Below are 22,449 nucleotides of genomic sequence, written 5' to 3'. Positions count from 1 at the left end.
AAGGACGTTTATTTATATATTAGCGGAAGCATTTTATTTTTTAAATGGCCTGTAGGAGATTTCCTAAATATGCTCGCCTCGCTTTTATAGAAAACTCACACAAGGACGGAGGAGGACGATATGCAAATACGTATCGCAGAAACTCAAACACCGTTATGGGTGCAAGCCACACAAGTTGTAAGGGATAAATTTCGCAGTTCTTATTCGGCCTCAGTTGAACCGAATCCGCAGTACTTTGCGGTTACTCAGGATCCGGCTGATCGTATTCTTGCCTGCGCAGGTATTACCTTTGCGGATCACCGGATACTTTTTTCCGAGCAATACCTGGCGCAATCTATCGACAAGATATTGTCCCAGCGTTTCGAAAAAACGATTGAGCGCTCGAATATTGTCGAAATCGGCAACCTGATCTCCCATCACCTGACGGCCGGAATGATTCTGGTCAATATGATTCCGTTGTTGGCCTGGTGCATGGGCGGGCATTACCTGTTGTGCACCGTGACGCCTCGTGTACGGCAAATGATGGAGAGTTGCCAGATCGATTTCGAGCCCCTGCTGACCGCAGACCCTACGCGCCTGGCCGACGACGGTGGCAAGAGCTGGGGGAGCTATTACGCCAAGTTGCCCGTCACGGGGTTCATCCGCGTCGACCCACAACGTTCACGCTTCGCCGCCATGACGCTCAATACCTCATTCACTCAATTGGCCGGTGACGATCTGGCGAGGGCGCAGCCATGAGCGGCGGGTTTGTCACTCAGCTACAACGGGCGTTGCAGGACAATCGCCAGGCGGTCTGTGCGGTGGACTGGTTGGCGTCAGGCAAGGAGTCGGTGACGCTGACCTACGGCGAACTGGAGCACCGAGCCCTTAACCTGGCAGCCGAACTGCAGCGACGTTTCCCTGAGCCGGCCTATGGCGATCATGTGGTGTTGGGCATCGCCACGCGCAACAGCAGCGACTGGCTGGTCGCCGACTTGGCCTGTCTGTTCGCCGGGATCACCGCGCTGCCGCTGCCACTGGCGTTCAGCCAATCCCAGGCCGAACATCTGGCATCCCGTTGCGATGGATTTCTGGTAGATGCGGCAGGGCAGCGAACGCTGGAGCAGCGCTGGAAGTTGAATTTTGCCGACAGTCGCCTGCGCCGCCTCAACGAGCCGGTGATCGAACAACCTTTGCTGCAGATGCCGGACGGTGAGGGTGACTGGATCTGCAAGATCATTCATACCTCGGGCACTACCAGCCGTCCAAAGGGTGTGCGTCTGAGCAACCAGGCCGTCGGCACGGTGCTCGCCTCGCTGCGCCAGAGCATGCCGGTCAATGCGCATCGACGTTACCTGTCGCTGGTGCCCCTGAGCCTGCTGCTTGAGCAAGTCACCGCCGCATACCTGCCGCTGTTGGCGGGCGGGACCGTGCATTTCCTGCCACCGGACGAACCGTTGCTCGGCGAGCCGGGCGCTTCACCGCAACGCCTGGTCGACTGGATCCTGCACGTCCAGCCAACGGCCCTGACGGTTCCTCCGGTCATGGTCAATCGTTTCCTGGAGCAGGTGAACGAAGGCGGTGAGCCGGGCGAGCGCCTGGCGCGCTATCTGGCATCGGGCGCGCACATCACCTGCGGCGGTGCGGCGGTGAGTATCGATGCCCTGCGCGGTCTGACTGAGCAAGGCATCGACGTGTATCAGGGCTACGGCCTTTCGGAGAACGCATCGGTCGTTAGCGTGAACACCTTCGAACAGCAACGTCTTGGCAGTGTTGGCAAGCCGTTGCCCCATGTCCAGGTGCGCATCGGCGCTGACCAGACCATCGAGGTCAAGAGCAGCTCGCTGTTCAGCGGCTACTCGGGCACGGACCCCAGTGCCTGTTCCATGTCGGACGACGGCTGGATGGACACCGGTGACCTGGGCGCGTTGGATGCCGATGGCTACCTTTATGTGCACGGGCGCAAGAAGAGCGTGATCTGCCTGCCCAATGGCCGAAACGTCAGCCCCGAGCAGGTTGAGCTGGAGTATCGCAAGTACCCCGGCGTAAGCGATGCAGCGGTGTTTTTCGATGAGCAGCACGGTCTGGTGGCATTGCTGTGCGTCGAGTCGACGCCGGTGCGCGATGAACTGCTCGCCTGGTCGGCGGGGCGTTTCTCCGACATCGAGCGACCGAACCGACTCTGGTTGTTGACCCAGGACGATCCGTTGATCGAGCAGCTCTACACCGTCACAGGGCGGCCGAAACGCGCCGATATCGCCACTGTTTTTTCCACGCAGCAAAGGAATGCATCCAATGAGCACACCTGCTTTTCACTTTGAGAATCCGGACGTCTCCATCATTGAGTCGCGCCACTTCGCCAGCCTGGGCAAGGCTGAGTTGTATGAGCTGCTGGGACATTACGGTGTCGTACTGTTTCGCAACTGTATTCATAGCGCCGAGGATTTCAGTGCGTACGTGAAGCAAAACAGTTCGCGGTTGAGCCTTGACCCAGCCCGGGTCATGGTCGGTGGCGCAGCGCAATTGGTGGATGCCGGGCGCCAGGCGGTCGGCCTGCATTGCGAAAATGGCAACTCGCCGTTCTGGCCGGACATGACCTGGTTCTATTGCCAGGAAGCACCGCGCAAGGGCTCGCAAACCACCCTGTGTGACGGCGAACGGGTGCTGGAGAAACTGTCCTCGGACTGTCGCACGTTCTTTGAAGAAAACCCGATTCGCTACAGTCGCACCGTGGCGGGGGAAAAATGGCGCCGACTGGTGTGTCATTACTCGTCAACGTTATCGGATCCGGCGGCCGTCGCGATCGAGGATCTGTTGAAGATCATCGGTGACGACCCGCAAACCCTGATTTCCTTCAACCCGGCCGATGACTCGATCCATTACGCCTTCAGCACGTCGGCGATCCTGACGTCCCCCTTCAGCCGGCGTCCGGCCTTTGCCAACAGCATTCTGGGGCCTTCCTTCAACTACGAGGCACCCGTTATCGATACGGTGGACGGGCAGTCGATTCCTTCCCGATTCCTGGCCGAAATCGCCAAAGTCTCCGCCGATTACACCTGCCCGGTTGGCTGGCGTGACCACGACATGGTGATGATCGATAACCGTCGGGTCATGCACGGTCGGGAAACCATCGTCGACGAGCGTCGGCGCATTTTCAACGCCTTGAGCTATCGCTGAGAGAGTCCATGAAAAACAATAAACAGATTATCGGCGGACAGTACGAGACCTACCTTGACGGTGAGGGTCGGCAGATCATTGACCTGACTGGCGGGTTTGGCTTCCAGGTGCCGCCCGTGATCGAGGCGGTCAACCGTCAGGCGCAGACCATGGGCCTGTCCAATCGGGTGTTGATGTCCGAGCCGCTGATTGCCTTGTGCCGACGCCTGGCCGAGCTGTTGCCCGCACCGCTGGCCAGCTCTTATGTATGCAGCTCCGGCGACGAGGCTTTTGAGGGCGCCTTGAAGTTGTGCAAAGGGCTCAAGCCCAAGGGCAACACCATCGTGTTCATCCAGGGCGGCGACTACGGCTCGCTGACGTACGGGCGCTGCCTCAACGCCGCGCAAGGAGACCTGGGTGTCCAGGCCTTCCTGGGATTCAAGCGGGTGGCGATCCGTCACCTGGCGGACCTGGACGCGGTGGATTGGAGCGATTGCTTCGCGGTCTGCCACAGCAACACCCGCACGGATGCAAACGGCCGGCTGCAGTTGATCGATGCTGATTTGATCGAGCAATTGCATGCTCGCGCGGCAAAAGCCTCGGCGCCCGTCATCGCGGTCGATACCCACAGCTGCCTCGGTAGCCTGGGTTCGCTGTTCGGCTTCCAGCGGTATCGCCCGACTCCCGACATCGTTGTGCTCGGCGGGCCCCTGGGTGGCAGTGCAATTCCCATCGGTACCTATACCTGCAGCGAACACTTGGCCTGGCAGGTCTATGGGCGCAGCAGTCCGGCCAAACACGGCAGCACCACCGCCGGTAATCCAATGGCCTGCGTGGCGGCCCTGGCCGTGCTGGATTACGTGCAAGCCCACGACTCGCCCCGGCACTGTCAGGAAAACGGCCAGTTCCTGGCACAAGCTCTCGCGTCATTAGGGGCTGTGGCTGTCGGCGCCTGGGTCAGCTTGCCGCTGGCCGATGATCTGCAACCGGCCGTGCTGTGCGAGGCGCTTTACCAGCAGGGTGTCTATGTCAGTACGCCCCGTGGCCGCGAAGTGATTTTGCGCTGCCCGATCACCGCACGCCCCGAGCAGATCCAACGTGCCGCACTCATCATCAAGGAGACGTTAAGCCATGTCCTTACTCAGGCCGCATGAACAACTGCTGGATGACTGCCAGCGCCACTGGAGCGCGTCGGCGGCCAAGTTGTATCGCCTTGGCAAGACCACTGTCGAGCAGCAGGCTGATGGCATCCACGTCACCGACCACACCGGCAAGCGTTTCATCGACTGCGCGTGCAGCTACGGGGTGTTTATCGTTGGGCATCGCAATCCAATGGTGCGTGAGCGGGTGCAGGCGCAACTGAATAAAATGGCCTGGGTGCCGGAAGGCCGGCGCCACCCGCTGCAGGACACCTTGTCCGAGCGGCTTTGCCAGTTGGTGCCGGGGGAGTGGGGCGATGTGCAATTCATGGTCTCGGGGGCCGAGGCCGTCGAGCAGAGCCTGCGCTATGTGCTGCAGATCCAGCCCCAACGGCGTGGCATCGTGGTGATGAGCGGCTCCTACCACGGCAAGACCCTGGCGGCGATGAGCATCCTGGGTCAGCAGCAGAACCATGCTAGCTATGGTATCGCCCCCCCTGACGTGACCTGCGTGCCCTACGGTGATTTCGCCGCGTTGCAAAAAGCCGTGGGCGAGGGTGTGTGTGCGGTGTACGTCGAGCCGATTCTGGGCGGGGCACATTTGCAGGTGCCGCCAGTGGGCTACATGGCCAATATCCGGGCCCTGTGCGACGCCACCGGCACCCTGTTGGTGGCCGATGAAATCCAGACGGGTTTCGGTCGCTGCGGCAAATGGTTCGCCGTGCAATACGATGACGTGGTGCCCGACATCATGATCCTCTCCAAGGGCTTGACCGGCGGCTACACCTCGTTTGCCTGCGCCATGTACAGCCAGCGCCTGGCCACCCAGTACCCCCTCGGCGATATCGAGCCGGATACGCGAACCAACGGCGGACATCCGGTCGCCTGCGCTTCGGCACTCGCGGCCATCGATTACATCGAGCAAAACAACCTGGTGGAGTTATCCCGGGTCAACGGCGGCGTGTTGCGCCACGGCCTGCAACGGCTGGCCTTGCGTTATCCGCACATTGTCGAGGATGTGCCGGGTGTCGGCTTGATGACGGGCCTGCGCCTGCGTGGCTCGGTCTATGAAGCCTTGATGAGCATGGAACTGGGCAAGCGCGGTGTGCATGCCGGGCATTCGATGAATGAAAAGGCCGAGCGTCCGGTGCTGCGCTTCTATCCGCCGTTGAATATCGAACCCGAAGCGTTGCGTCATGTCCTGGCGATGATCGAGGAGGCCCTGGAAGCCATCAACCAGCGTCCGGCGCTGGCGGTGAAGGCGTTTTCCCTGGTAGTGCGCAATATGTATCAGTTGCCCAACAAGTGGTTGCGCAGCAAGGAGGCATCGTGAGTATGTTCAACCCCGACACGCTGACTTTGCGGGAAATGGCCGGTCTGTTGCGCCGGGGCGTGCTGACCAGCGTGACGTTGCTGGAGTTCTACCTGCAGCGCATCGCCGAGCGTAACCAGCAGATCAATGCATTGATCCAACTGACGCCGGTCGAGGAACTGCGGCGCCAGGCCCGTGAGGCTGACGAGATGGCGCGCATCGGTCAGATCAGCGGTCCGCTGCATGGCATTCCCATCACGATCAAGGACGTCCTCCATGTTCGCGGATTCAAAATGTCCCGCGGCGTGGAGGAGCTGATGGGTGGTGTCAGCCAGGAGGACGCGACGACTGTCGCCCGACTTCGGCAAGCCGGCGCGATCATTCTGGGCATCAGCAATGTGCCGGAGCTGTGCATGGCCTTTGAGACCGAGAACCTGATCTACGGGCGCACCCTCAACCCCCACGATCCGCTCCGCTCGGCGGGAGGCAGCAGTGGTGGGGAGGCGGCCGCCATCGCCGCCGGGTGCTCGCCAGCGGGGCTGGCGTCCGATGCCTGCGGCAGTGTGCGGATTCCGGCGCACTTCAATGGTATCTGCGGCCTGAAACTGACCCAGGGACGGGTGCCGCTGACCGGCCAGTTTCCCAATGACCGTTCCGGACTGTTTCATATGACCTCGGCTTTTGGCGTGATGGGGCGCTATGTCGATGACCTGGCGCTGCTCGGTCCGCTGATCAGTGGTGCCGACGGCCATGATCCGGACACCGTCGATGTGCCGTTCGCCGCCAGCGAGCCCCTGGCCGACCTGCGTATCGCGCTGTTTTCGGCGTCGAACCGAACCCCTGTCAGCGCTGCGGTGAACCATGTGCTGCAGCAGGTCGAACGGTGCCTGAGCCCTGTGGTGTCGCAGGTGAGCGAGGTCGCGCCGCCGATGCTCGACGAAGCCTGCGATGTGCTGTGGCGGGTGTTCATCACGGGCGCCGATGCCGGACGTGGCTGGCGGCGTTTGTTCGAATCCATGAACAAACGCAGCTTTACCCCGGCTATCGCTCAGTTGCTGGACATGAGTGAAGCCGTGGAATTGAGTGTGGATGAAGTCAAGCGCGACTGGATCATGATCGATACCTTCCGCTATCAGTTGGCGAAGTTCTTCAAACAGCACGATTTGTTTATCTGTCCGGTCTTTCCGGATGTCGCGTTCCACCACGGGGAGTCCCTGGAGGACCGCGATCAGTATGCCTTCGTGTTCCCGTTCAGTCTCAGCGGCTCACCCGCGGTGGTAATCCGCGCCGGCGTCGACCCGTCCACCGGGATGCCCATCGGCATTCAGATTGTCGGGCCTCACTGGCAAGAGGAACGGTTGTTGGCGGTAGCGGCTTTCCTTGAACGGGAGCTGGAGCGTTGGAGCCCGGTTTCGCCTCGCCCGGCATCGACGTACTGAGGGGGCTCAAGCCGTAACGGTTCTGGCGTTACGGCTGCTGACCACCAGTGCCAGCATGCCGCCCCCCACCAGCGCGGCGCCGATGATCTCGATCATCATCGGTTGCTGCCTGAGCCAGAACCAATTCAATAGGGTGACGAACAACGTGTTGAGGTAGACGTAGGAAATCACCGTGGAGGGCGAGATCACCCCGATGGCCCGGTGCAGCAGCCAGAACGTGGCGAGGGTCCCGAACAAGGCCAGGTACACCAGCCAGCCGATGTCCAGCGTTGACAGTTGCAGGCCGCTGCGCCACCCACCGCTGACCAGGCAGAACACCAGCAAAAACAGCGAACCGAACAGCATGTTCCAGAACGTCATCGCCACCGGATCGCGGCCTCGCAACGCGGTCGCCTTGAAGCGTTGACTCAGCGGCGAATACAACGCCATCGCCAGGCAACCGGCACCGAACACCAGCACCGGATAGAGCGCCGGCATCTGTCCCGGGGCCGAGCCCTTGAGTGTCAGCAACACTGCACCGGCTGCCGCCACCAACATGGGGAGCAGGCGGGTCTTGAGGCTGGGACTGGGCAGCAGGAATACCTCGAAAAACAAGGTCATCAAGGGCACCAGCGTGTACAACGTCGCGGTGTTGACCGCTGAGGTATAGCGCAGCGCTTCGAACAACGAACCAAAATAAGTTGCCAACAGCAGGCCGAGCACGGCATGGGCCAGCAGGCCCCTGACGGAAATGGGCGAGGTATTTTTCAGGAGCAGTAGCGGCAGGAACATCAGTGCGGAAAACAGCAGCCGCAGGCCTGTGAGCAAGATCGGGTCGATCGTCTGGCTAACCTGGGCCGCGGCAAAGAATGACGAGGCGATCAGCATCGCCCAAATAAGCATGCCCCAGTGAGCGGCAGCAAAGCCGACGTTTTTCATCAAGGTCTTATTCCTGTATTGCGGATCGGAACGTCATGATGGACAAAACGGTCTGCCGTCATGGGTGAATTGTCAAAACCGGGGCTGCATCCAATGCAGCCCCGGGCACGAGTGGCTGGTCTTCGTCGACTAACTGATGTGCCGCGCGTATTGCTTGGGATTGAAGCGCAGGACCATCAGGAGCATCAGCGCCATGACGGCCGTGAGCGACCACCAGGCCCATTCGAAGCTGCCCAACTGATCGCGAATCATCCCGGCAATCAATGGCGAGAGCCCAGCGATCAGGTAGCCGATGCCTTGCACGAACGCGGTCAGGCCGCCGGCCCGTCGTGGGTTGTCCAAGTGGTCGAGGGACACGATCAAACTCATTGGAAACAGGCCGCCGATGCCCAGACCCAACAGGCAAGGCCACAACAGGCTGAAGCGTTCCGGACTGAGGATCAGGCCACAGAAGCCGCTTATGATCAGGACCAGTAACACGGCGAGCACCACGCGCTTGTCCTGGCTGCGGTTGGCAATCGCCGGGGTGACGAGGCCGGACAGCACTTCCATGGCCGTGAGGAACCCCAACAGCAGGCCCGCGTGTTGTTCACTCCAACCCTTCTCCACGTAGTACGGGGCCAGCCAGGCCAATACACAGGTGTAGGAGGCGGTGCCCAGGCCGAAGAAAATCGCCAGTAACCAAGCTCGGGAATTGCTGAAGAATGACTCTTGCTGCTGGACAGGGGTTTCAGGCAGCGGTGTCACGGCTGCGCGCTGGGCGTACCAGCAACCCAGGGCGACCAACGCTAGCAGTGCCCAGATGGCCAGGCCGATGCGCCAGCTGCCGGTCTGCGACAGGACAAACGGCGAAAACGACGCGGCAATCGCCGCCCCGCCCATGATCGACGTGACATACAGGCCCATGAACAGTGAGACGTTGTCGGCGTAGCGCGACTTGATCAGCGCCGGCATCACCGCCTGGATGAGCGCAATGCCGAGCCCGGCCAACACCGCGCTGATGATCAGCTCGGCGGCGCTGTCCAGGTACAAGCGCGACGCGGTGGCAATACCAATGATCAACAGCGACAGCACGATGGTGCGGTGCTCCCCGATGCGCAGGGCGATGCGCATGCCCAGGAACATCGCCAAGCCCATCGCCATGACCGGCAACATGGTCAGCAGCGAGGCGGTGCTGAAACTCAGGGGGATCTCGCCGCGAATGGCGGATAACAGCGGTCCGACGGCGGCCATCGAGGGCCGCAGGTTCAGCGCCACCAACACGATGCTGACCATTAACCAGACGGCATGGGTGCTTGAGGTTCGAACGTTTTCCATAACAGAGCCTTGGCTAAAACAAAGCATCATTTATGCGTCGGTACGGTGTTTTGGGCAAACTGAAAACTGGCGGTGCTTATTGAATAATTAAATGCCGAGCCCGGTTGATCTTTGTGGCGTGGGAGCCAGTTCCCTCGCTACGGATTCAGTTGGGCGTTATAAGGGGGCCAGCGTGCCCCCGACTACTCCATTCCAGGGCTCAAGGTCCCCAGCCAAGCCACCCCCCCCAGGATGATCACCGCCACAGAGAACTCCAGGACTATGCTGCGCCGCAGGGCATTCACCGCGACCCCGTGCTCGCCGCTCTGCCGGGCATTTTCCAGGAGTGGACTCAGATGAAAACGGTTCAACGCGGCGAACACCAGCATGGCCGCGAACAAGACGAGCTTGAGCGCCAGCAACTGGCCGTAGGTGCTGTCGAGCAATTGCGCGACGCTCGGGCCGACGATGAACAGATAATTGACCACCCCCGTCACGCTGATCAGCACCACGATCATCGCCCCGGCGGTTTCAAACCCGGTCAATGTCCGGACCAGTATCGCCAACTGAGGTTCGGCCTGGCGAAGCAGCAGGGCAAACGCGGCCAATGCCCCGACCCAGCCACCCGCCGCCCACAGGTGCAGGAAGTCGGTGATGAAGTGCCAGTTACGACGGGAGCCTTCGTCCATGGCGCCGTGGCCTGCCCAGGCCAGCGTCGCCAGCGCCACGGCCCCGCCCAGTGTGACCAGGCTTAGGCTGGCGGTCGGCCAACGCTGATTGAGCGTCACGGCGAAACCGGCCAGCAACAGCGCGGCCATGCGCAGCGTCCACGTCAGGCCGACATCGGTCTGCACTACCAGCATTTCTATGTGCGGCCACAGCTCGCTCCACTCCGAAACGCCGCTCATGGCCCAGGCCATGCAGGCCATGGCGGCCAGAGAGAGCAACCCGCCCAGCAGCGCCGAGATCAGCAGCAGCGGCACGAAAGGCAACTGCACCCCTGAGGCCCGCTCCTGGCCTCGCAGGCTATAAAGGCCAAACGCGGCCAGACCGAACAGCAACATCAAATCCAGGTACAGGGCAAAACGCAGCGCAATGTTGATCAAGTCGCTCATCAACTCACTTCACCTTGAACGTGACGTTGCCGGTGATCGGATGAGTGTCGGACGACACCGCACGCCACTGGACCTGATAGGTACCGGCGGAGAGGGGGGCGTTCGGGATAATGACCATGGTTTTCGGGTCATCGCTGCCGGAGACCTTGGCTGGCATGGGCATGGGCGAATGCGCCGCCATGCCGGGCATCTCGGTCATCGTCAGCTTGGCGCCGGAGAACTTGGTCATCAGGATTTCGGAAAAATGCAGCTCGATTTTTGCCGGTGCCGCGCCGTCTGCGCCTTCGGCAGGGCTAGAGGACAGCAGTTTCGGGTGAGCCTGGGCCAAGGCACTGACCAACAGGCCGGTGGACAAGGCGACAGCAACAACAGCGGTTTTGATGAATGACATGCAAGGACTCCTACAACTTGGTTCTTGGTTTTTAGTGAGGCAGGTCAGCGGCTCAGAACCACATGCGCAGGCCCAGCACCAGGCGCGCTTCGCTGCGGTCTTCGCCTTCTTGTCGGGCGTAATCGGCGGTGTTGCCGTAGACGCGGTTCCAGGTGACGCCAATGTAGGGCGCGAATTCGCGGCGTATTTCATAACGCAGTCGCACGCCGAGTTCGGTGTCTGACAACCCTGAGCCGACACCACGGGTGGGATCGTTCTTGCCATAGAAGTTGACCTCGGCGGTGGGCTGCAGGACCAACCGATTGGTCAGCAAGATATCGTAGTCACCTTCCAGGCGCGCTGCGCTCTGGCCACCTTCGCCGATGAACGCAGTGGCTTCGGCTTCGAAGTTGTACAGCGCCATGCCTTGCACGCCGAAGGTGGCCCAGGTTTGCGGGTCGCCCGGCTTGAAGTCCTGGCGTACGCCGGCCACCACGTCCCACCAAGGACTGATGGCGTGGCCCCATAGGGCTTGAAGTTCCGCCTCTTCGGTCTTGCCGTTGAGGCGTTCACCTTCGGAGCGCAGCCACAAACGGTCGATGTCGCCACCGATCCAGCCGGAGGCGTCCCAGCTCAGGGCGCTGCCGTCATCGGCGTCCTGCCACTCCAACTGGTCGATGAGGAAAAACGAATTGATGGCGCGGTCATGCACCGCGTGTCCGCCACGATCCTCGTAGACGGCGGCGCGGTCGGCGGCGGTCAGTTCCGGGATCGGCGTGCGGCTGCTGGTCGGCGCTGATTGCATGGTTTCCATGCCCTGCATCGAATCCATGCCTTGCATCTGGCTATGGTCCATCCCGGGCATCTGGTTGTGATCCATGCCTTGCATGTCGTTGCCCGCCGCCCAGGCCGAGGGGGTGGCACCGAGGGTCAGGCCGGCAATGAGTGCCATGGGGTATTGAAAAACAGTGGTCATGGTCGGCTCCTCATTCCTGCACCCGAACTTCACGGAACATCCCCATCTCCATGTGAAACAGCAGATGACAGTGGTACGCCCAGCGTCCGAGGGCATCGGCCGTGACGCGGTAGCTGCGCTTGGCGCCCGGTGGCACGTCGAGGGTGTGCTTGCGCACCATGAATTGACCGTTCTCATCCTCCAGGTCGCTCCACATGCCGTGCAGGTGGATGGGGTGGGTCATCATGGTGTCGTTGATCAGCACGATGCGCAGTCGCTCGCCATACTTGAGCAGCAGCGGCGCCGCGTTGGAAAATTTCACGCCGTTGAACGACCAGACGAATTTCTCCATGTGCCCGGTCAGGTGCAGCACGAGCGTACGGCCTGGCTCGCGGCCGTCGGGGTCGGGGAAGGTGCTGCGCAGGTCTGAGTAGGTCAGCACTTTGCGGCCGTTGTCGCGCAGCCCCATGCCCGGGTCGTCGAGTTTGGGCTTGACGCTCATGGCCTGCATGTCCACCAGGGGGTTGTCTTTCACGGTGTCGGGGGGCGACAGCATACCGTCCATGCCTTGCATGGCGCCGTGATCCATGCCGGTCATGTCGTCCATGCCCTGCATCGAACCGTGGTCCATACCGCTCATTTGCCCCATGCTGCCGTGGTCCATGTCACCCATGCCCATGTCGTCCATGGTCACCAATGGCCGCGGGTCCAGGGGCGGCACTGGCGCCGACAGCCCGGCCCTGGCCGCGAGGGTGCCGCGGGCGTAGCCGGTGCGGTCCATGGACTGGGCGAACAGGGTGTAGGCCTCCTGGGTCGGCTCGACGATGACGTCATAGGTTTCGGCCACGGCGATCCGGAACTCATCGACACTCACCGGTTTGACGTATTGGCCGTCGGAGGCCACCACCGTCATCTTCAAGCCGGGAATGCGCACGTCGAAATAGCTCATGGACGAGCCGTTGATGAAGCGCAGGCGAAGACGTTCGCCAGGCTTGAACAGGCCGGTCCAGTTCATGTCCGGCGCCTGGCCGTTCATGAGGTAGGTGTAGGTGGCACCACTGACGTCGGCCAGGTCGGTGGGATTCATCTTCATCTCAGCCCACATCTTGCGGTCGGCCACGGTGCTGGCCCAGCCGTTCTTGCCCACATCGTCGATGAAGTCGCCGACGGTGCGTTTGTTGTAGTTGTAGTAGTCCGACTGTTTCTTGAGCTTGCGCATGACGGCGCCGGGGTCTTCATCGGTCCAGTCGGTGAGCATCACCACGTAGTCCCGTTCGTACTGGAAGGGCTCCGGTTCCTTGGCATCGATCACCAGCGGGCCGTAGACCCCGGATTGTTCCTGGAAACCGGAATGGCTGTGGTACCAGTAGGTGCCGTTCTGCCGGACTTTGAACTGATACACGTACATGCCGTCGGGTTCTATGCCCTTGAAACTCAACCCCGGAACGCCGTCCATGTTGGCTGGCAGCAGGATACCGTGCCAGTGGATGGACGTGGTGTCCCTCAAGCGATTGCGCACCCGCAGGGTCACGGTGTCGCCTTCACGCCAGCGCAGCAGCGGACCGGGAATGCCGCCGTTGATGGTCTGGGCGGTGCGTGGGTTGCCGGTGAAATTGACCGGGCTTTCGCCGATGAATAAGTCGAACTCGGTGCCGCTCAGGACGTTGGGCTGGCCCGGGCCGGTGACTGCCCAGACAGGTGCGCGCCACAAGCCCAGGCCGCCGAGGATGCCGCTGGCAGTCAGGCCCTTTACGAAGGTTCGCCGGGAAGTTTTTGTTTGCATACGATGGAAGTCCGTCAGTCGATTCGCAGCGAACACGGGGGCTGTTCCCTGGTGTCGCTTTGAAAAGAAGATGACATAAGCCAGCGGGGCAGGTGATTACATTTCGGTCAGCTTGCTCCCGCTGGGGCGCACGTCCGGTTCTAGGGTTGGGCACAGGTCAGAATGATCTTTTGCATCGACGGGATATTCTGTAGCCTTGCCGGCTTCACGCTGTCCCGTGCCTGATTGATACCCACTTTCCCGGCGGTACCCGAGTGGTCCGGAGCCGGGTGTATACTCGACTTTCGCGCTAAACGCGCTTGCAGGTCTTGCGAACATGACGCAAATTTCCGAACGCCTTCTGGTCCAAGCCCACCTCGACGCCAAGCAGCCCAAGCCGCTGACCGCCGAGCAAGAAGCCTGGTACCGCGCCGCCATCGCCGCCGAGCTCAAGGCTCAGGACGCGGTGCTGGTCGCGCACTTCTACTGCGACCCGATCATCCAGGCCCTGGCCGAAGAGACCGGTGGTTGCGTGTCCGACTCCCTGGAAATGGCCCGCTTCGGCAATGCCCACCCGGCCAAGACCGTGGTGGTGGCGGGGGTCAAGTTCATGGGGGAAACCGCCAAGATCCTCAACCCCGAAAAACGTGTGCTGATGCCCACTCTGGAAGCCACTTGCTCCCTGGACCTGGGTTGCCCGGTGGACGAGTTCTCGGCGTTCTGCGACCAGCATCCGGAGCGCACCGTGGTGGTCTATGCCAACACCTCGGCGGCGGTCAAGGCCAGGGCCGACTGGGTGGTGACATCCAGTTGCGCGCTGGAGATCGTCGAGAGCCTGATGGACAACGGCGAGACGATCATCTGGGGGCCGGACAAGCACCTGGGCACCTACATCCAGCGCAAGACCGGCGCCGACATGCTGCTCTGGGACGGTGCCTGTATCGTCCACGAAGAGTTCAAGTCCAAGCAGTTGGAGGACATGAAGGCGCTGTACCCGGATGCTGCGATCCTGGTGCACCCGGAGTCGCCGACGTCGGTGATTGAACTGGCGGATGCCGTTGGCTCCACCAGCCAGTTGATCGCTGCGGCCCAAACCCTGCCGAACAAGACGCTGATCGTCGCCACCGACCGAGGCATTTTCTACAAGATGCAGCAGTTGTGCCCGGACAAGGTCTTCATCGAAGCCCCTACGGCCGGCAACGGCGCGGCGTGCCGCAGTTGCGCGCACTGCCCGTGGATGGCGATGAATACCCTGGAACGCACGCTCAAGAGCTTGCAGGAGGGCGCCAACGAGATCTTCGTCGACCCGGCGCTGATCCCCCAGGCGATTCGCCCGCTCAAGCGCATGCTGGACTTCACCCAGGCGGCGCGGATGAAGCTGGCGGGCAATGCCTGATTGTTGGAAGGCTTGAGGCTTTTAAACGGTCTTGAGGCCTATCAAGCTTTTTATGGCCAGGGCGCTTGCTCCCACTCGGCTCTGTAGGAGCTGCCGAAGGCTGCGATCTTTTGATCTTTTGCTTGAGACTCAAGTGTCTGGGAAAGATCGCAGCCTCGTTTCACTCGACAGCTCCTACACAGCTCCACAGAGCCGAGCGGGAGCAAGCGCCCTTGTGGTGTTCTTATTTGGGCTTCTTGGGAATCCGCACCAACTGCGTATCCGAGTAGATGTCATGCCAACTGCGCTTGCGCTTGTCGAACAGCGCCCAGATGAAACCCAGCCCCACCAGCAGCAATGACGCAATCGATACCACGAACCGTAACAGCGCCTGCCATAGGCTGATGGCCGTGCCATCGGCGTTCTGTACCCGGATGCACCACACTTGCATGCCCAGGGTCTGGCCGTTGTGGGTCCAGAACTTGGCGAAGAAGCCGAACAGCACGAACAGCAGCACGGTGGACAGCAGCGGGTCACCGTCCAGGGCGCCGGCTTCGCTCAGGGCGCGCATTTTTTCTTCGCCGATGATCGCCATCTGGATCATCTTATAGGCACCGCTGGTGACGATCAGCAGCGCTGTGCACAACAAGAAGTCATAAAACATCGCTGCCAGGCGACGGCCCAGGCCGGCGGGAGGAAAGTCGCCCTGGGGAGTGAGCAGGTGTTTCGGCATGACGGCCTCAGCTGAAAAAAGAAGCCATTTTACGGATTTACGCCCATAAAAAAGCCCCTGATATCAATCAGGGGCCTTTTTAGTGTGCGAAAGCCTTAGGCTTCGGTTTGAACCTCGTCAGCCTGCATGCCTTTCTGGCCTTGCACGGCAACGAAAGTGACTTTCTGGCCTTCTTTCAGGCTCTTGAAGCCGTTGCCCTGGATGGCGCGGAAATGCACGAACAGGTCCGGACCGCTTTCAGGCGTGATAAAACCAAACCCCTTCTCGTCGTTGAACCACTTGACGGTACCGCTCTGACGTTGAGACATTTTCTTATTTCCTTTGACGCTAACATTGATGACAGCCTCTTTCGCATGAAAGAGTACTGGGGCTGGGTTGCAGGAAAGTAAGAGACGTCGAACGGGATGTAGCGAACTTCATAAGCTACTGCCCAGGTCACGATTCCAAGCGACCCATGCAAACACAGTGACCAAACTCTACGCCAACTACGAATGAAAAAACAACCCCCGGGGAAGCCCGTATTTACTCAGCTTTCAGGCAATTACATACATCGCCAGGCGGGGCCTATTCGATAGGCCAGTTCAATGGTTAACGACTGTTATAAGCGCCATTGAATGTCTAAGGATATGCACCTTTTTATGGCGGTTGCGTTACACATTAGTGCACGTATAACGCAATCGCGTTACTTATAGAAACAGTCAATCAACCGCGGTAGTAGCGTTGTGGGACGAATGGCATTTTGCTTACAAGTAAAGGCACCTTTTTCCCACGCACGATGGCCCAGACTGGCGTATCCAGCGCGACATAGGCGCTGTCCAGGTAACCCATCGCCAACGGACCGCCCAGGGTCGGGCCGAAACCGCCGCTGCACACCGTCCCGATAATCACGCCCGCTTCGTTGACGATCTCTGCGCCTTCGCGCACCGGTGTGCGTTCCTGGGGCAGCAGGCCGGCACGTTTGCGGCGCACGCCGCCCTGTTGTTGGGCGAACACGGTTTCGGCGCCGGGGAAACCGCCAGCGCGGGTGCCGTCGGCACGACGTACTTTGGACATCGCCCACAGCAGGCTGGCTTCGACCGGCGTGGTCTCGGTGTTCATGTCGTGGCCGTAGAGGCACAGGCCGGCTTCCAGGCGCAGGGAGTCACGGGCGCCGAGGCCGATGGCCGCGACTTCCGGCTCGGCCAGCAGGGCGCGGGCCAGTTTTTCCGCATCGGCGGCGGGTACCGAGATTTCGAAACCGTCTTCACCGGTGTAGCCGGAACGGCTGACAAAGCAGTCCACGCCCAGCAGCGTGACGCGCTGGAACTGCATGAAAGTCATTTTCGCCACGTCTGGCGCCAGGCGTGCAAGCACGGTGACGGCAGCTGGCCCCTGCAGGGCAAGCAGGGCTCGGGCTTCGAACAGTGGCTCGATGCTGCACTGCGCGCCAATGTGGGCACGTAGGTGGGCCAGGTCCTGGTCCTTGCAGGCCGCATTGACCACCAGGAACAGTTCGTCGTTGCCCAGGTTGGCCACCATCAAGTCGTCAAGGATGCCGCCGTTGTCGTTGGTGAACATGGCGTAGCGCTGCATGCCCACCGGCAGGTCGATGATGTCCACCGGCACCAGGGTTTCCAGGGCCTTGGCGGCGCCGGCGCCAGTCAGGCGGATCTGGCCCATGTGGGACACGTCGAACAGCCCGGCCTGATCGCGGGTGTGCTGGTGTTCCTTCATCACGCCCAGAGGGTATTGCACCGGCATGTCGTAGCCGGCGAACGGCACCATGCGGGCGCCGAGTTCGAGGTGCAGCGCGTGCAGCGGGGTCTTCAGCAGTTGTTCGGTGGACATATCAGCTCCTGGAAAAAATGTAGAAGTGAGGCAAGCGCATCAGCATTCGATGATGTTGACCGCCAGACCGCCGCGGGCGGTCTCCTTGTATTTGCTTTTCATGTCGGCACCGGTCTGGCGCATGGTGCGGATGACTTTGTCGAGGGAGACGAAGTGATGCCCGTCGCCGCGCATGGCCATGCGCACCGCGTTGATGGCTTTCACCGAGCCCATGGCGTTGCGCTCGATGCACGGCACCTGCACCAGGCCGCCGATCGGGTCGCAGGTCAGGCCAAGGTTGTGTTCCATGCCGATCTCGGCGGCGTTTTCCACTTGCTGCACGCTGCCGCCCAGCACCTCGCACAGGGCGCCGGCGGCCATGGAGCAGGCCACGCCCACTTCACCCTGGCAACCGACTTCGGCGCCGGAGATGGAGGCGTTTTCCTTGTACAGGATGCCGATGGCGGCGGCGGTCAGCAGGAACCGCACCACGCCATCCTCGCTGGCCCCGGGGATAAAGCGCATGTAGTAATGCAGCACGGCCGGGATGATGCCCGCCGCCCCGTTGGTCGGTGCGGTGACGACGCGCCCGCCATAGGCGTTTTCTTCGTTGACCGCCAAGGCATACAGGTTGACCCAGTCCAGCACCGACAGCGGGTCGCGCAGTGCGGCTTCCGGGTTCTTGCACAGCTGGCGGTGCAACGCCGCGGCCCGGCGCTTGACCTTCAGCCCGCCTGGCAGAATCCCTTCGTTGCGACAGCCCGCCGCCACGCAATCCTGCATCACCTGCCAGATTTTCAGCAGGCCGGCGCGGGTCTCGGCTTCGGGGCGCCAGGCGCTTTCGTTAGTCAGCATCACCTGGCTGATGGACAGCCCATAAGTGCTGCAGTGGCCCAGCAGGTCCTTGGCACTCTTGAACGGGAAGGTCAGGGGCGTGGCATCTTCGACGATGCGGTCGGCGCCAGCCGCGTCTTCATCCACGACAAAGCCGCCACCGATCGAGTAGTACTCGCGGCTGCGTACTTGCAGCCCTGCGGTATCGAAGGCGCGGAAGATCATGCCGTTGGGGTGAAAGGCCAGCGGCTTGCGGATCATCGCCAAGTGCAGCTTTTCATTGAATTCGATGGAGTGTTCGCCGAGCAGGTTCAGGCGACCGCTGCTGCGGATCGCTTGCAGGCGGGCGTCGACGGTTTCGGTGTCCACGGTGTCGGGATGCTCGCCTTCCAGGCCCAGCAGCACGGCCTTGTCGCTGCCGTGACCCTTGCCGGTGGCGCCGAGCGAGCCGTAGAGCTCGACTTTGACGCTGGTGGTGCAATTGAGCAAGTCATCGCGACGCAGCCCCTCGGCGAAACGGGCAGCGGCACGCATCGGGCCGACGGTATGGGAGCTGGAAGGGCCGATACCGATCTTGAACAGGTCGAACACGCTTAACGACATGGTGTTTCTCCGGTTTCTTTTTATGAGGATCGACGGTTTAAAGTCGGGCATAGATCCTTGTGGGAGCGAGCCTGCTCGCGATAGCGGAGTGTCAGGCAACATCTCTATTGGCTGTTACGCCGCTATCGCGAGCAGGCTCGCTCCCACAGGGGATTCGGAGGGCTGGCAGATCGCCCTCCGTTCAGGTCAAGCGTAGCTTTCGATCGACGGGCAGGCGCAGATCAGGTTGCGGTCGCCGAACACGTTGTCGACCCGGCCCACGGGCGGCCAGTACTTGCCCTCGACCAACGAGGCCACCGGGTAAACCGCCTGTTCGCGGCTGTAAGGGTGGGTCCACTCGCCGACGATTTCAGCCGCCGTGTGGGGGGCGTTTTTCAGTGGGTTGTCGTCTTTGTCCAGGCTGCCGTTTTCCACCGCGCGGATTTCTTCGCGGATGCAGATCATGGCGTCGCAGAAGCGGTCCAGTTCTTCCTTGGACTCGCTTTCGGTCGGCTCGATCATCAACGTGCCGGCCACCGGGAACGACATCGTCGGGGCGTGGAAGCCGAAATCGATCAGGCGCTTGGCCACGTCATCGACGCTGATGCCGCTGCTGTCCTTGAGTGGGCGCAGGTCGAGGATGCATTCGTGGGCTACCAGGCCGTTGCTGCCGGAGTAGAGCACCGGGTAGTGCTCTTCCAGGCGACGGGCGATGTAGTTGGCGTTGAGGATCGCCAGTTGCGAGGCGCGCTTGAGGCCGGCTCCGCCCATCATGCCGATGTACATCCAGGTGATCGGCAAGATGCTCGCGCTGCCGAACGGCGCCGCGCACACCGCGCCTTCCTTGCGTTCCATGTTGGCGTGGCCCGGCAGGAACGGTGCCAGGTGCGACTTGACGCCAATCGGGCCGACGCCCGGGCCGCCACCGCCGTGGGGAATGCAGAAGGTTTTGTGCAGGTTCAGGTGCGACACGTCGCCGCCGAACTTGCCCGGGGCGCAGAGGCCGACCATGGCGTTCATGTTGGCGCCGTCGATGTACACCTGGCCGCCGTTGTCATGAATGATGCCGCAGATTTCGCGGATGCCTTCTTCGAACACACCGTGGGTGGACGGGTAGGTGATCATCAGCGCGGCGAGGTGTTCGCGGTGCTCGATAGCCTTGGCCCGCAGGTCTTCGATGTCGACGTTGCCGCGGGCATCGCAGGCGGTCACGACCACGCGCATGCCGGCCATGTGGGCGGTGGCCGGGTTGGTGCCGTGGGCCGAGGACGGGATCAGGCAGATGTCGCGACGATCGTCGCCACGGCTCTGGTGATAGGCGCGGATCGCCAGCAGGCCGGCGTATTCACCCTGGGAACCGGCGTTGGGTTGCAGGGACACCGCGTCATAGCCGGTGGCGGCGCAAAGCATGGCCTCCAGCTCATCGGTCAGTTGCTGGTAGCCAGCACTCTGCTCGACCGGGGCGAACGGATGCAGGGCGCCGAACTCGGCCCAGGTCACCGGGATCATTTCGCTGGCGGCGTTGAGTTTCATGGTGCAGGAGCCCAGCGGGATCATGGTGCGATCCAGGGCCAGGTCCTTGTCGGCGAGTTTGCGCAGATAGCGCATCAGTTCGGTTTCGGAGTGGTAGCGGTTGAACACCGGATGGCTGAGGATCGCCGATTGGCGCACCAGCTCGGCCGGGATATGGCTTTGCACGCTGGCGGCCAGTGCCGCGAAGTCCGGCAGCGCCTTGCCGTCGGCCAACACGTTCCACAGGGCTTCGACGTCAGCCTGGCTGGTGGTCTCGTCCAGGGACAGGCCCAGGCGTTCAGCGTCCACGACACGCAGGTTGATGCGCTGTGCGCGGGCCTTGTCGTGCAGGGCGGCGGTTTGCGCGCCGGTGTGCAAGGTCAGGGTGTCGAAGAAGCTTTCTTGCTCGACGCTCAGGCCCAGCGCGCCCAGCCCCTTGGCGAGGATCGCGGTCAGGTGATGGATGCGATTGGCAATTTGTACCAGGCCCTTGGGACCGTGGTACACGGCGTACATGCTGGCGATGTTGGCCAGCAGCACCTGGGCGGTGCAGATGTTGCTCGTGGCTTTCTCGCGGCGGATGTGTTGCTCGCGGGTCTGCATCGCCAGGCGCAGGGCCGGCTTGCCGAAACGGTCCACGGAAACGCCGACCAGGCGGCCCGGCATATCGCGCTTGAAGGCATCCTTGGTGGAGAAGTACGCCGCGTGCGGGCCGCCGAAGCCCAGTGGTACGCCGAAGCGCTGGGCACTGCCGATGGCCACGTCGGCGCCGAATTCACCTGGCGGGGTCAACAGGGTCAGGGCCAGCAGGTCCGCGGCAACCGCCACCAGGGCATTGGCGGTGTGGAAGCGTTCGGTCAGTTCGCGGTAGTCGAACAGGTCACCGTTGCTGGCCGGGTATTGCAGCAGCGCGCCGAAGAAGCTGCTGACGTCGCTCAGTTCGCGCTCATCGCCTACCACGACGTCGATGCCCAGGGGCTCGGCACGGGTGCGCAGTACGTCGAGGGTCTGCGGGTGGCTGTGTACGGAGGCGAAGAACGCGTTGCTGCCCTTGTTCTTGCTCAGGCGCTTGCAGAAGGTCATGGCTTCGGCGGCGGCGGTGGCTTCGTCGAGCAAGGACGCGTTGGCAATCGGCAGGCCGGTGAGGTCGCTGATCAAGGTCTGGAAGTTCAACAACGCTTCGAGACGGCCCTGGGAGATTTCTGGTTGATACGGGGTGTAGGCGGTGTACCAGGCCGGGTTTTCCAGCAGGTTGCGCAGAATAGGCGCCGGCGTATGGCAGTTGTAGTAGCCCTGGCCGATGTAGGTCTTGAACAGTTGGTTCTTGGCGGCGATCGCCTTGATCGAGGCCAGAGCATCGGCTTCGCTCTGGCCGTCGCCCATGTCCAGCACGCTGGTGCCCTTGATGCTTTCTGGAATGACGCTGGCGCTCAGGCTCTCCAGGGAGTCGTAGCCCAGGCGCTCGAGCATGGCTTGCTCGTCGCTGGCACGCGGGCCGATATGGCGGGCAATGAATTCGTTGGCAGTGCCGAGATTAACGGTCATGTGGCGCTCCTCAGGCTTGGGCGTTGGCTTTGATCAGGCGGTCGTAGGCGTCTTGATCCAACAGCTTAGCCACTGCGTCGACGTCGGTCGGTTTAAAGCGGAAGAACCAGCCTTCGCCCATAGGATCTTCGTTGACCAGTTCCGGGCTGCTGTCGAGGTTGCCATTCACTTCGAGCACTTCACCGTCCAGTGGCATGTACACACCGCTGGCGGCCTTGACCGACTCCACGGTGGAGGCTTCGGCGCCTTTTTCATAGGCTTGCAGTTCAGGCAGTTGCACAAAAACCACGTCACCCAATGCGTTCTGCGCGAAAGCGGTAATGCCTACGGTGACGCTGCCGTCGGCTTCGGTGCACAGCCATTCGTGATCTTCAGTGAAACGCAACTCGCTCATGGAAACTCCTGGGGCCAGATTCGTCTGGTGGACGCGAAGAAAGGCGCGGGGCTTGGCCCGGCCGAATGCTAATACCCATAGCAAGAATGCGGCCAATGTTAATAATTGCTTACATATCAATGGTTTGGCTGGTTTTGTCGAAGCTTGGATCGACTTCGCTGTAGCGAAATCGCTACAGCTGGGAGGCTGGAAAAAATCGTTGTGGGATCAAAGCCTTGCGCAGCGCT

Annotated in this window: 19 protein-coding genes; 7 read left to right on the top strand and 12 right to left on the bottom strand. The window is 61.6% G+C overall.

From position 1 onward, the window contains the following. Positions 1-120: 120 nt before the first annotated feature. Genes AACY42_RS01290 through AACY42_RS01265 form a run of 6 tightly spaced genes read left to right on the top strand, consistent with a single transcriptional unit; the run spans position 121 to position 7,025 of the window. Positions 121-738, top strand: a complete 618-nt coding sequence (locus AACY42_RS01290) for a thermostable hemolysin (protein ID WP_339475519.1) — start codon at positions 121-123, stop codon at positions 736-738. Continuing rightward, positions 735-2,300 carry an AMP-binding protein gene (locus AACY42_RS01285; RefSeq protein WP_339475517.1) on the top strand — a complete coding sequence of 522 codons (1,566 nt, stop codon included), beginning with the start codon at positions 735-737 and terminating at the stop codon, positions 2,298-2,300. Before AACY42_RS01290 ends, AACY42_RS01285 begins: the two co-directional genes overlap by 4 nt. Further along, positions 2,275-3,156: a TauD/TfdA family dioxygenase gene (locus AACY42_RS01280; protein ID WP_339475515.1), complete on the top strand. Its 882-nt coding sequence runs from the start codon at positions 2,275-2,277 to the stop codon at positions 3,154-3,156. The genes AACY42_RS01285 and AACY42_RS01280 overlap by 26 nt, the downstream gene beginning before the upstream one ends. A gap of 8 nt (positions 3,157-3,164) precedes the next feature. Further along, a complete protein-coding gene (locus tag AACY42_RS01275; protein ID WP_339475514.1) occupies positions 3,165-4,289 on the top strand; it encodes an aminotransferase class III-fold pyridoxal phosphate-dependent enzyme in 1,125 nt (374 codons plus the stop codon). After that, the gene (locus tag AACY42_RS01270; protein WP_339475513.1) at positions 4,267-5,607 is read left to right on the top strand and encodes an aspartate aminotransferase family protein; all 1,341 of its coding nucleotides are present in this window, start codon (positions 4,267-4,269) and stop codon (positions 5,605-5,607) included. The genes AACY42_RS01275 and AACY42_RS01270 overlap by 23 nt, the downstream gene beginning before the upstream one ends. 2 nt (positions 5,608-5,609) lie before the next feature. Continuing rightward, positions 5,610-7,025 carry an amidase gene (locus AACY42_RS01265; protein ID WP_339475717.1) on the top strand — a complete coding sequence of 472 codons (1,416 nt, stop codon included), beginning with the start codon at positions 5,610-5,612 and terminating at the stop codon, positions 7,023-7,025. A gap of 6 nt (positions 7,026-7,031) precedes the next feature. Here the strand turns inward: AACY42_RS01265 and AACY42_RS01260 are convergent, their stop codons facing one another. The 6 genes from AACY42_RS01260 to AACY42_RS01235 form a co-directional block, all read right to left on the bottom strand. Then, a complete protein-coding gene (locus AACY42_RS01260) occupies positions 7,032-7,943 on the bottom strand; it encodes a DMT family transporter (RefSeq protein WP_339475512.1) in 912 nt (303 codons plus the stop codon). Positions 7,944-8,072: 129 nt separating this feature from the next. After that, on the bottom strand, positions 8,073-9,260 hold the full coding sequence (locus AACY42_RS01255; protein WP_339475511.1) for a cyanate transporter: 1,188 nt from the start codon (positions 9,258-9,260) through the stop codon (positions 8,073-8,075). 182 nt (positions 9,261-9,442) lie between these two features. Then, entirely contained in the window at positions 9,443-10,354 is a 912-nt protein-coding gene (gene copD / locus AACY42_RS01250) for a copper homeostasis membrane protein CopD (protein WP_339475509.1), read from the bottom strand. 4 nt (positions 10,355-10,358) lie between these two features. Then, the gene (copC, locus tag AACY42_RS01245) at positions 10,359-10,745 is read right to left on the bottom strand and encodes a copper homeostasis periplasmic binding protein CopC (protein ID WP_339475508.1); all 387 of its coding nucleotides are present in this window, start codon (positions 10,743-10,745) and stop codon (positions 10,359-10,361) included. A gap of 52 nt (positions 10,746-10,797) precedes the next feature. Then, positions 10,798-11,700: a copper resistance protein B gene (locus AACY42_RS01240; RefSeq protein WP_339475507.1), complete on the bottom strand. Its 903-nt coding sequence runs from the start codon at positions 11,698-11,700 to the stop codon at positions 10,798-10,800. A 10-nt stretch (positions 11,701-11,710) separates the two neighbouring features. Then, positions 11,711-13,462: a copper resistance system multicopper oxidase gene (locus tag AACY42_RS01235; protein WP_339475504.1), complete on the bottom strand. Its 1,752-nt coding sequence runs from the start codon at positions 13,460-13,462 to the stop codon at positions 11,711-11,713. Between the two features lie 316 nt (positions 13,463-13,778). Between AACY42_RS01235 and nadA the strand changes: the two genes are divergently transcribed. Continuing rightward, positions 13,779-14,837, top strand: a complete 1,059-nt coding sequence (gene nadA, locus AACY42_RS01230) for a quinolinate synthase NadA (RefSeq protein WP_003205010.1) — start codon at positions 13,779-13,781, stop codon at positions 14,835-14,837. A gap of 223 nt (positions 14,838-15,060) precedes the next feature. Here the strand turns inward: nadA and AACY42_RS01225 are convergent, their stop codons facing one another. The 6 genes from AACY42_RS01225 to gcvH all read right to left on the bottom strand — a co-directional run bounded on the left by AACY42_RS01225 (position 15,061) and on the right by gcvH (position 22,222). Continuing rightward, complete coding sequence (locus tag AACY42_RS01225) at positions 15,061-15,549, bottom strand: RDD family protein (protein WP_339475502.1); 489 nt, start codon at positions 15,547-15,549, stop codon at positions 15,061-15,063. Between the two features lie 95 nt (positions 15,550-15,644). Beyond that, positions 15,645-15,857, bottom strand: a complete 213-nt coding sequence (locus tag AACY42_RS01220; protein WP_166591775.1) for a cold-shock protein — start codon at positions 15,855-15,857, stop codon at positions 15,645-15,647. A gap of 394 nt (positions 15,858-16,251) precedes the next feature. Further along, a complete protein-coding gene (gene gcvT / locus AACY42_RS01215; RefSeq protein ID WP_339475497.1) occupies positions 16,252-17,376 on the bottom strand; it encodes a glycine cleavage system aminomethyltransferase GcvT in 1,125 nt (374 codons plus the stop codon). 39 nt (positions 17,377-17,415) lie between these two features. Then, a complete protein-coding gene (locus tag AACY42_RS01210; RefSeq protein ID WP_339475495.1) occupies positions 17,416-18,792 on the bottom strand; it encodes an L-serine ammonia-lyase in 1,377 nt (458 codons plus the stop codon). Between the two features lie 186 nt (positions 18,793-18,978). Next, positions 18,979-21,828 carry an aminomethyl-transferring glycine dehydrogenase gene (gcvP, locus tag AACY42_RS01205; protein ID WP_339475492.1) on the bottom strand — a complete coding sequence of 950 codons (2,850 nt, stop codon included), beginning with the start codon at positions 21,826-21,828 and terminating at the stop codon, positions 18,979-18,981. 10 nt (positions 21,829-21,838) lie between these two features. Next, on the bottom strand, positions 21,839-22,222 hold the full coding sequence (gene gcvH / locus AACY42_RS01200) for a glycine cleavage system protein GcvH (RefSeq protein WP_339475490.1): 384 nt from the start codon (positions 22,220-22,222) through the stop codon (positions 21,839-21,841). Positions 22,223-22,449: the final 227 nt, after the last annotated feature.

It is taken from the genome of Pseudomonas sp. RL_5y_Pfl2_73, assembly GCF_963970515.1.
Classification (GTDB): domain Bacteria; phylum Pseudomonadota; class Gammaproteobacteria; order Pseudomonadales; family Pseudomonadaceae; genus Aquipseudomonas.
The sequence above is the reverse complement of the archived record's forward strand: the minus strand, read 5'-3'. Positions and strand labels throughout refer to the sequence as shown.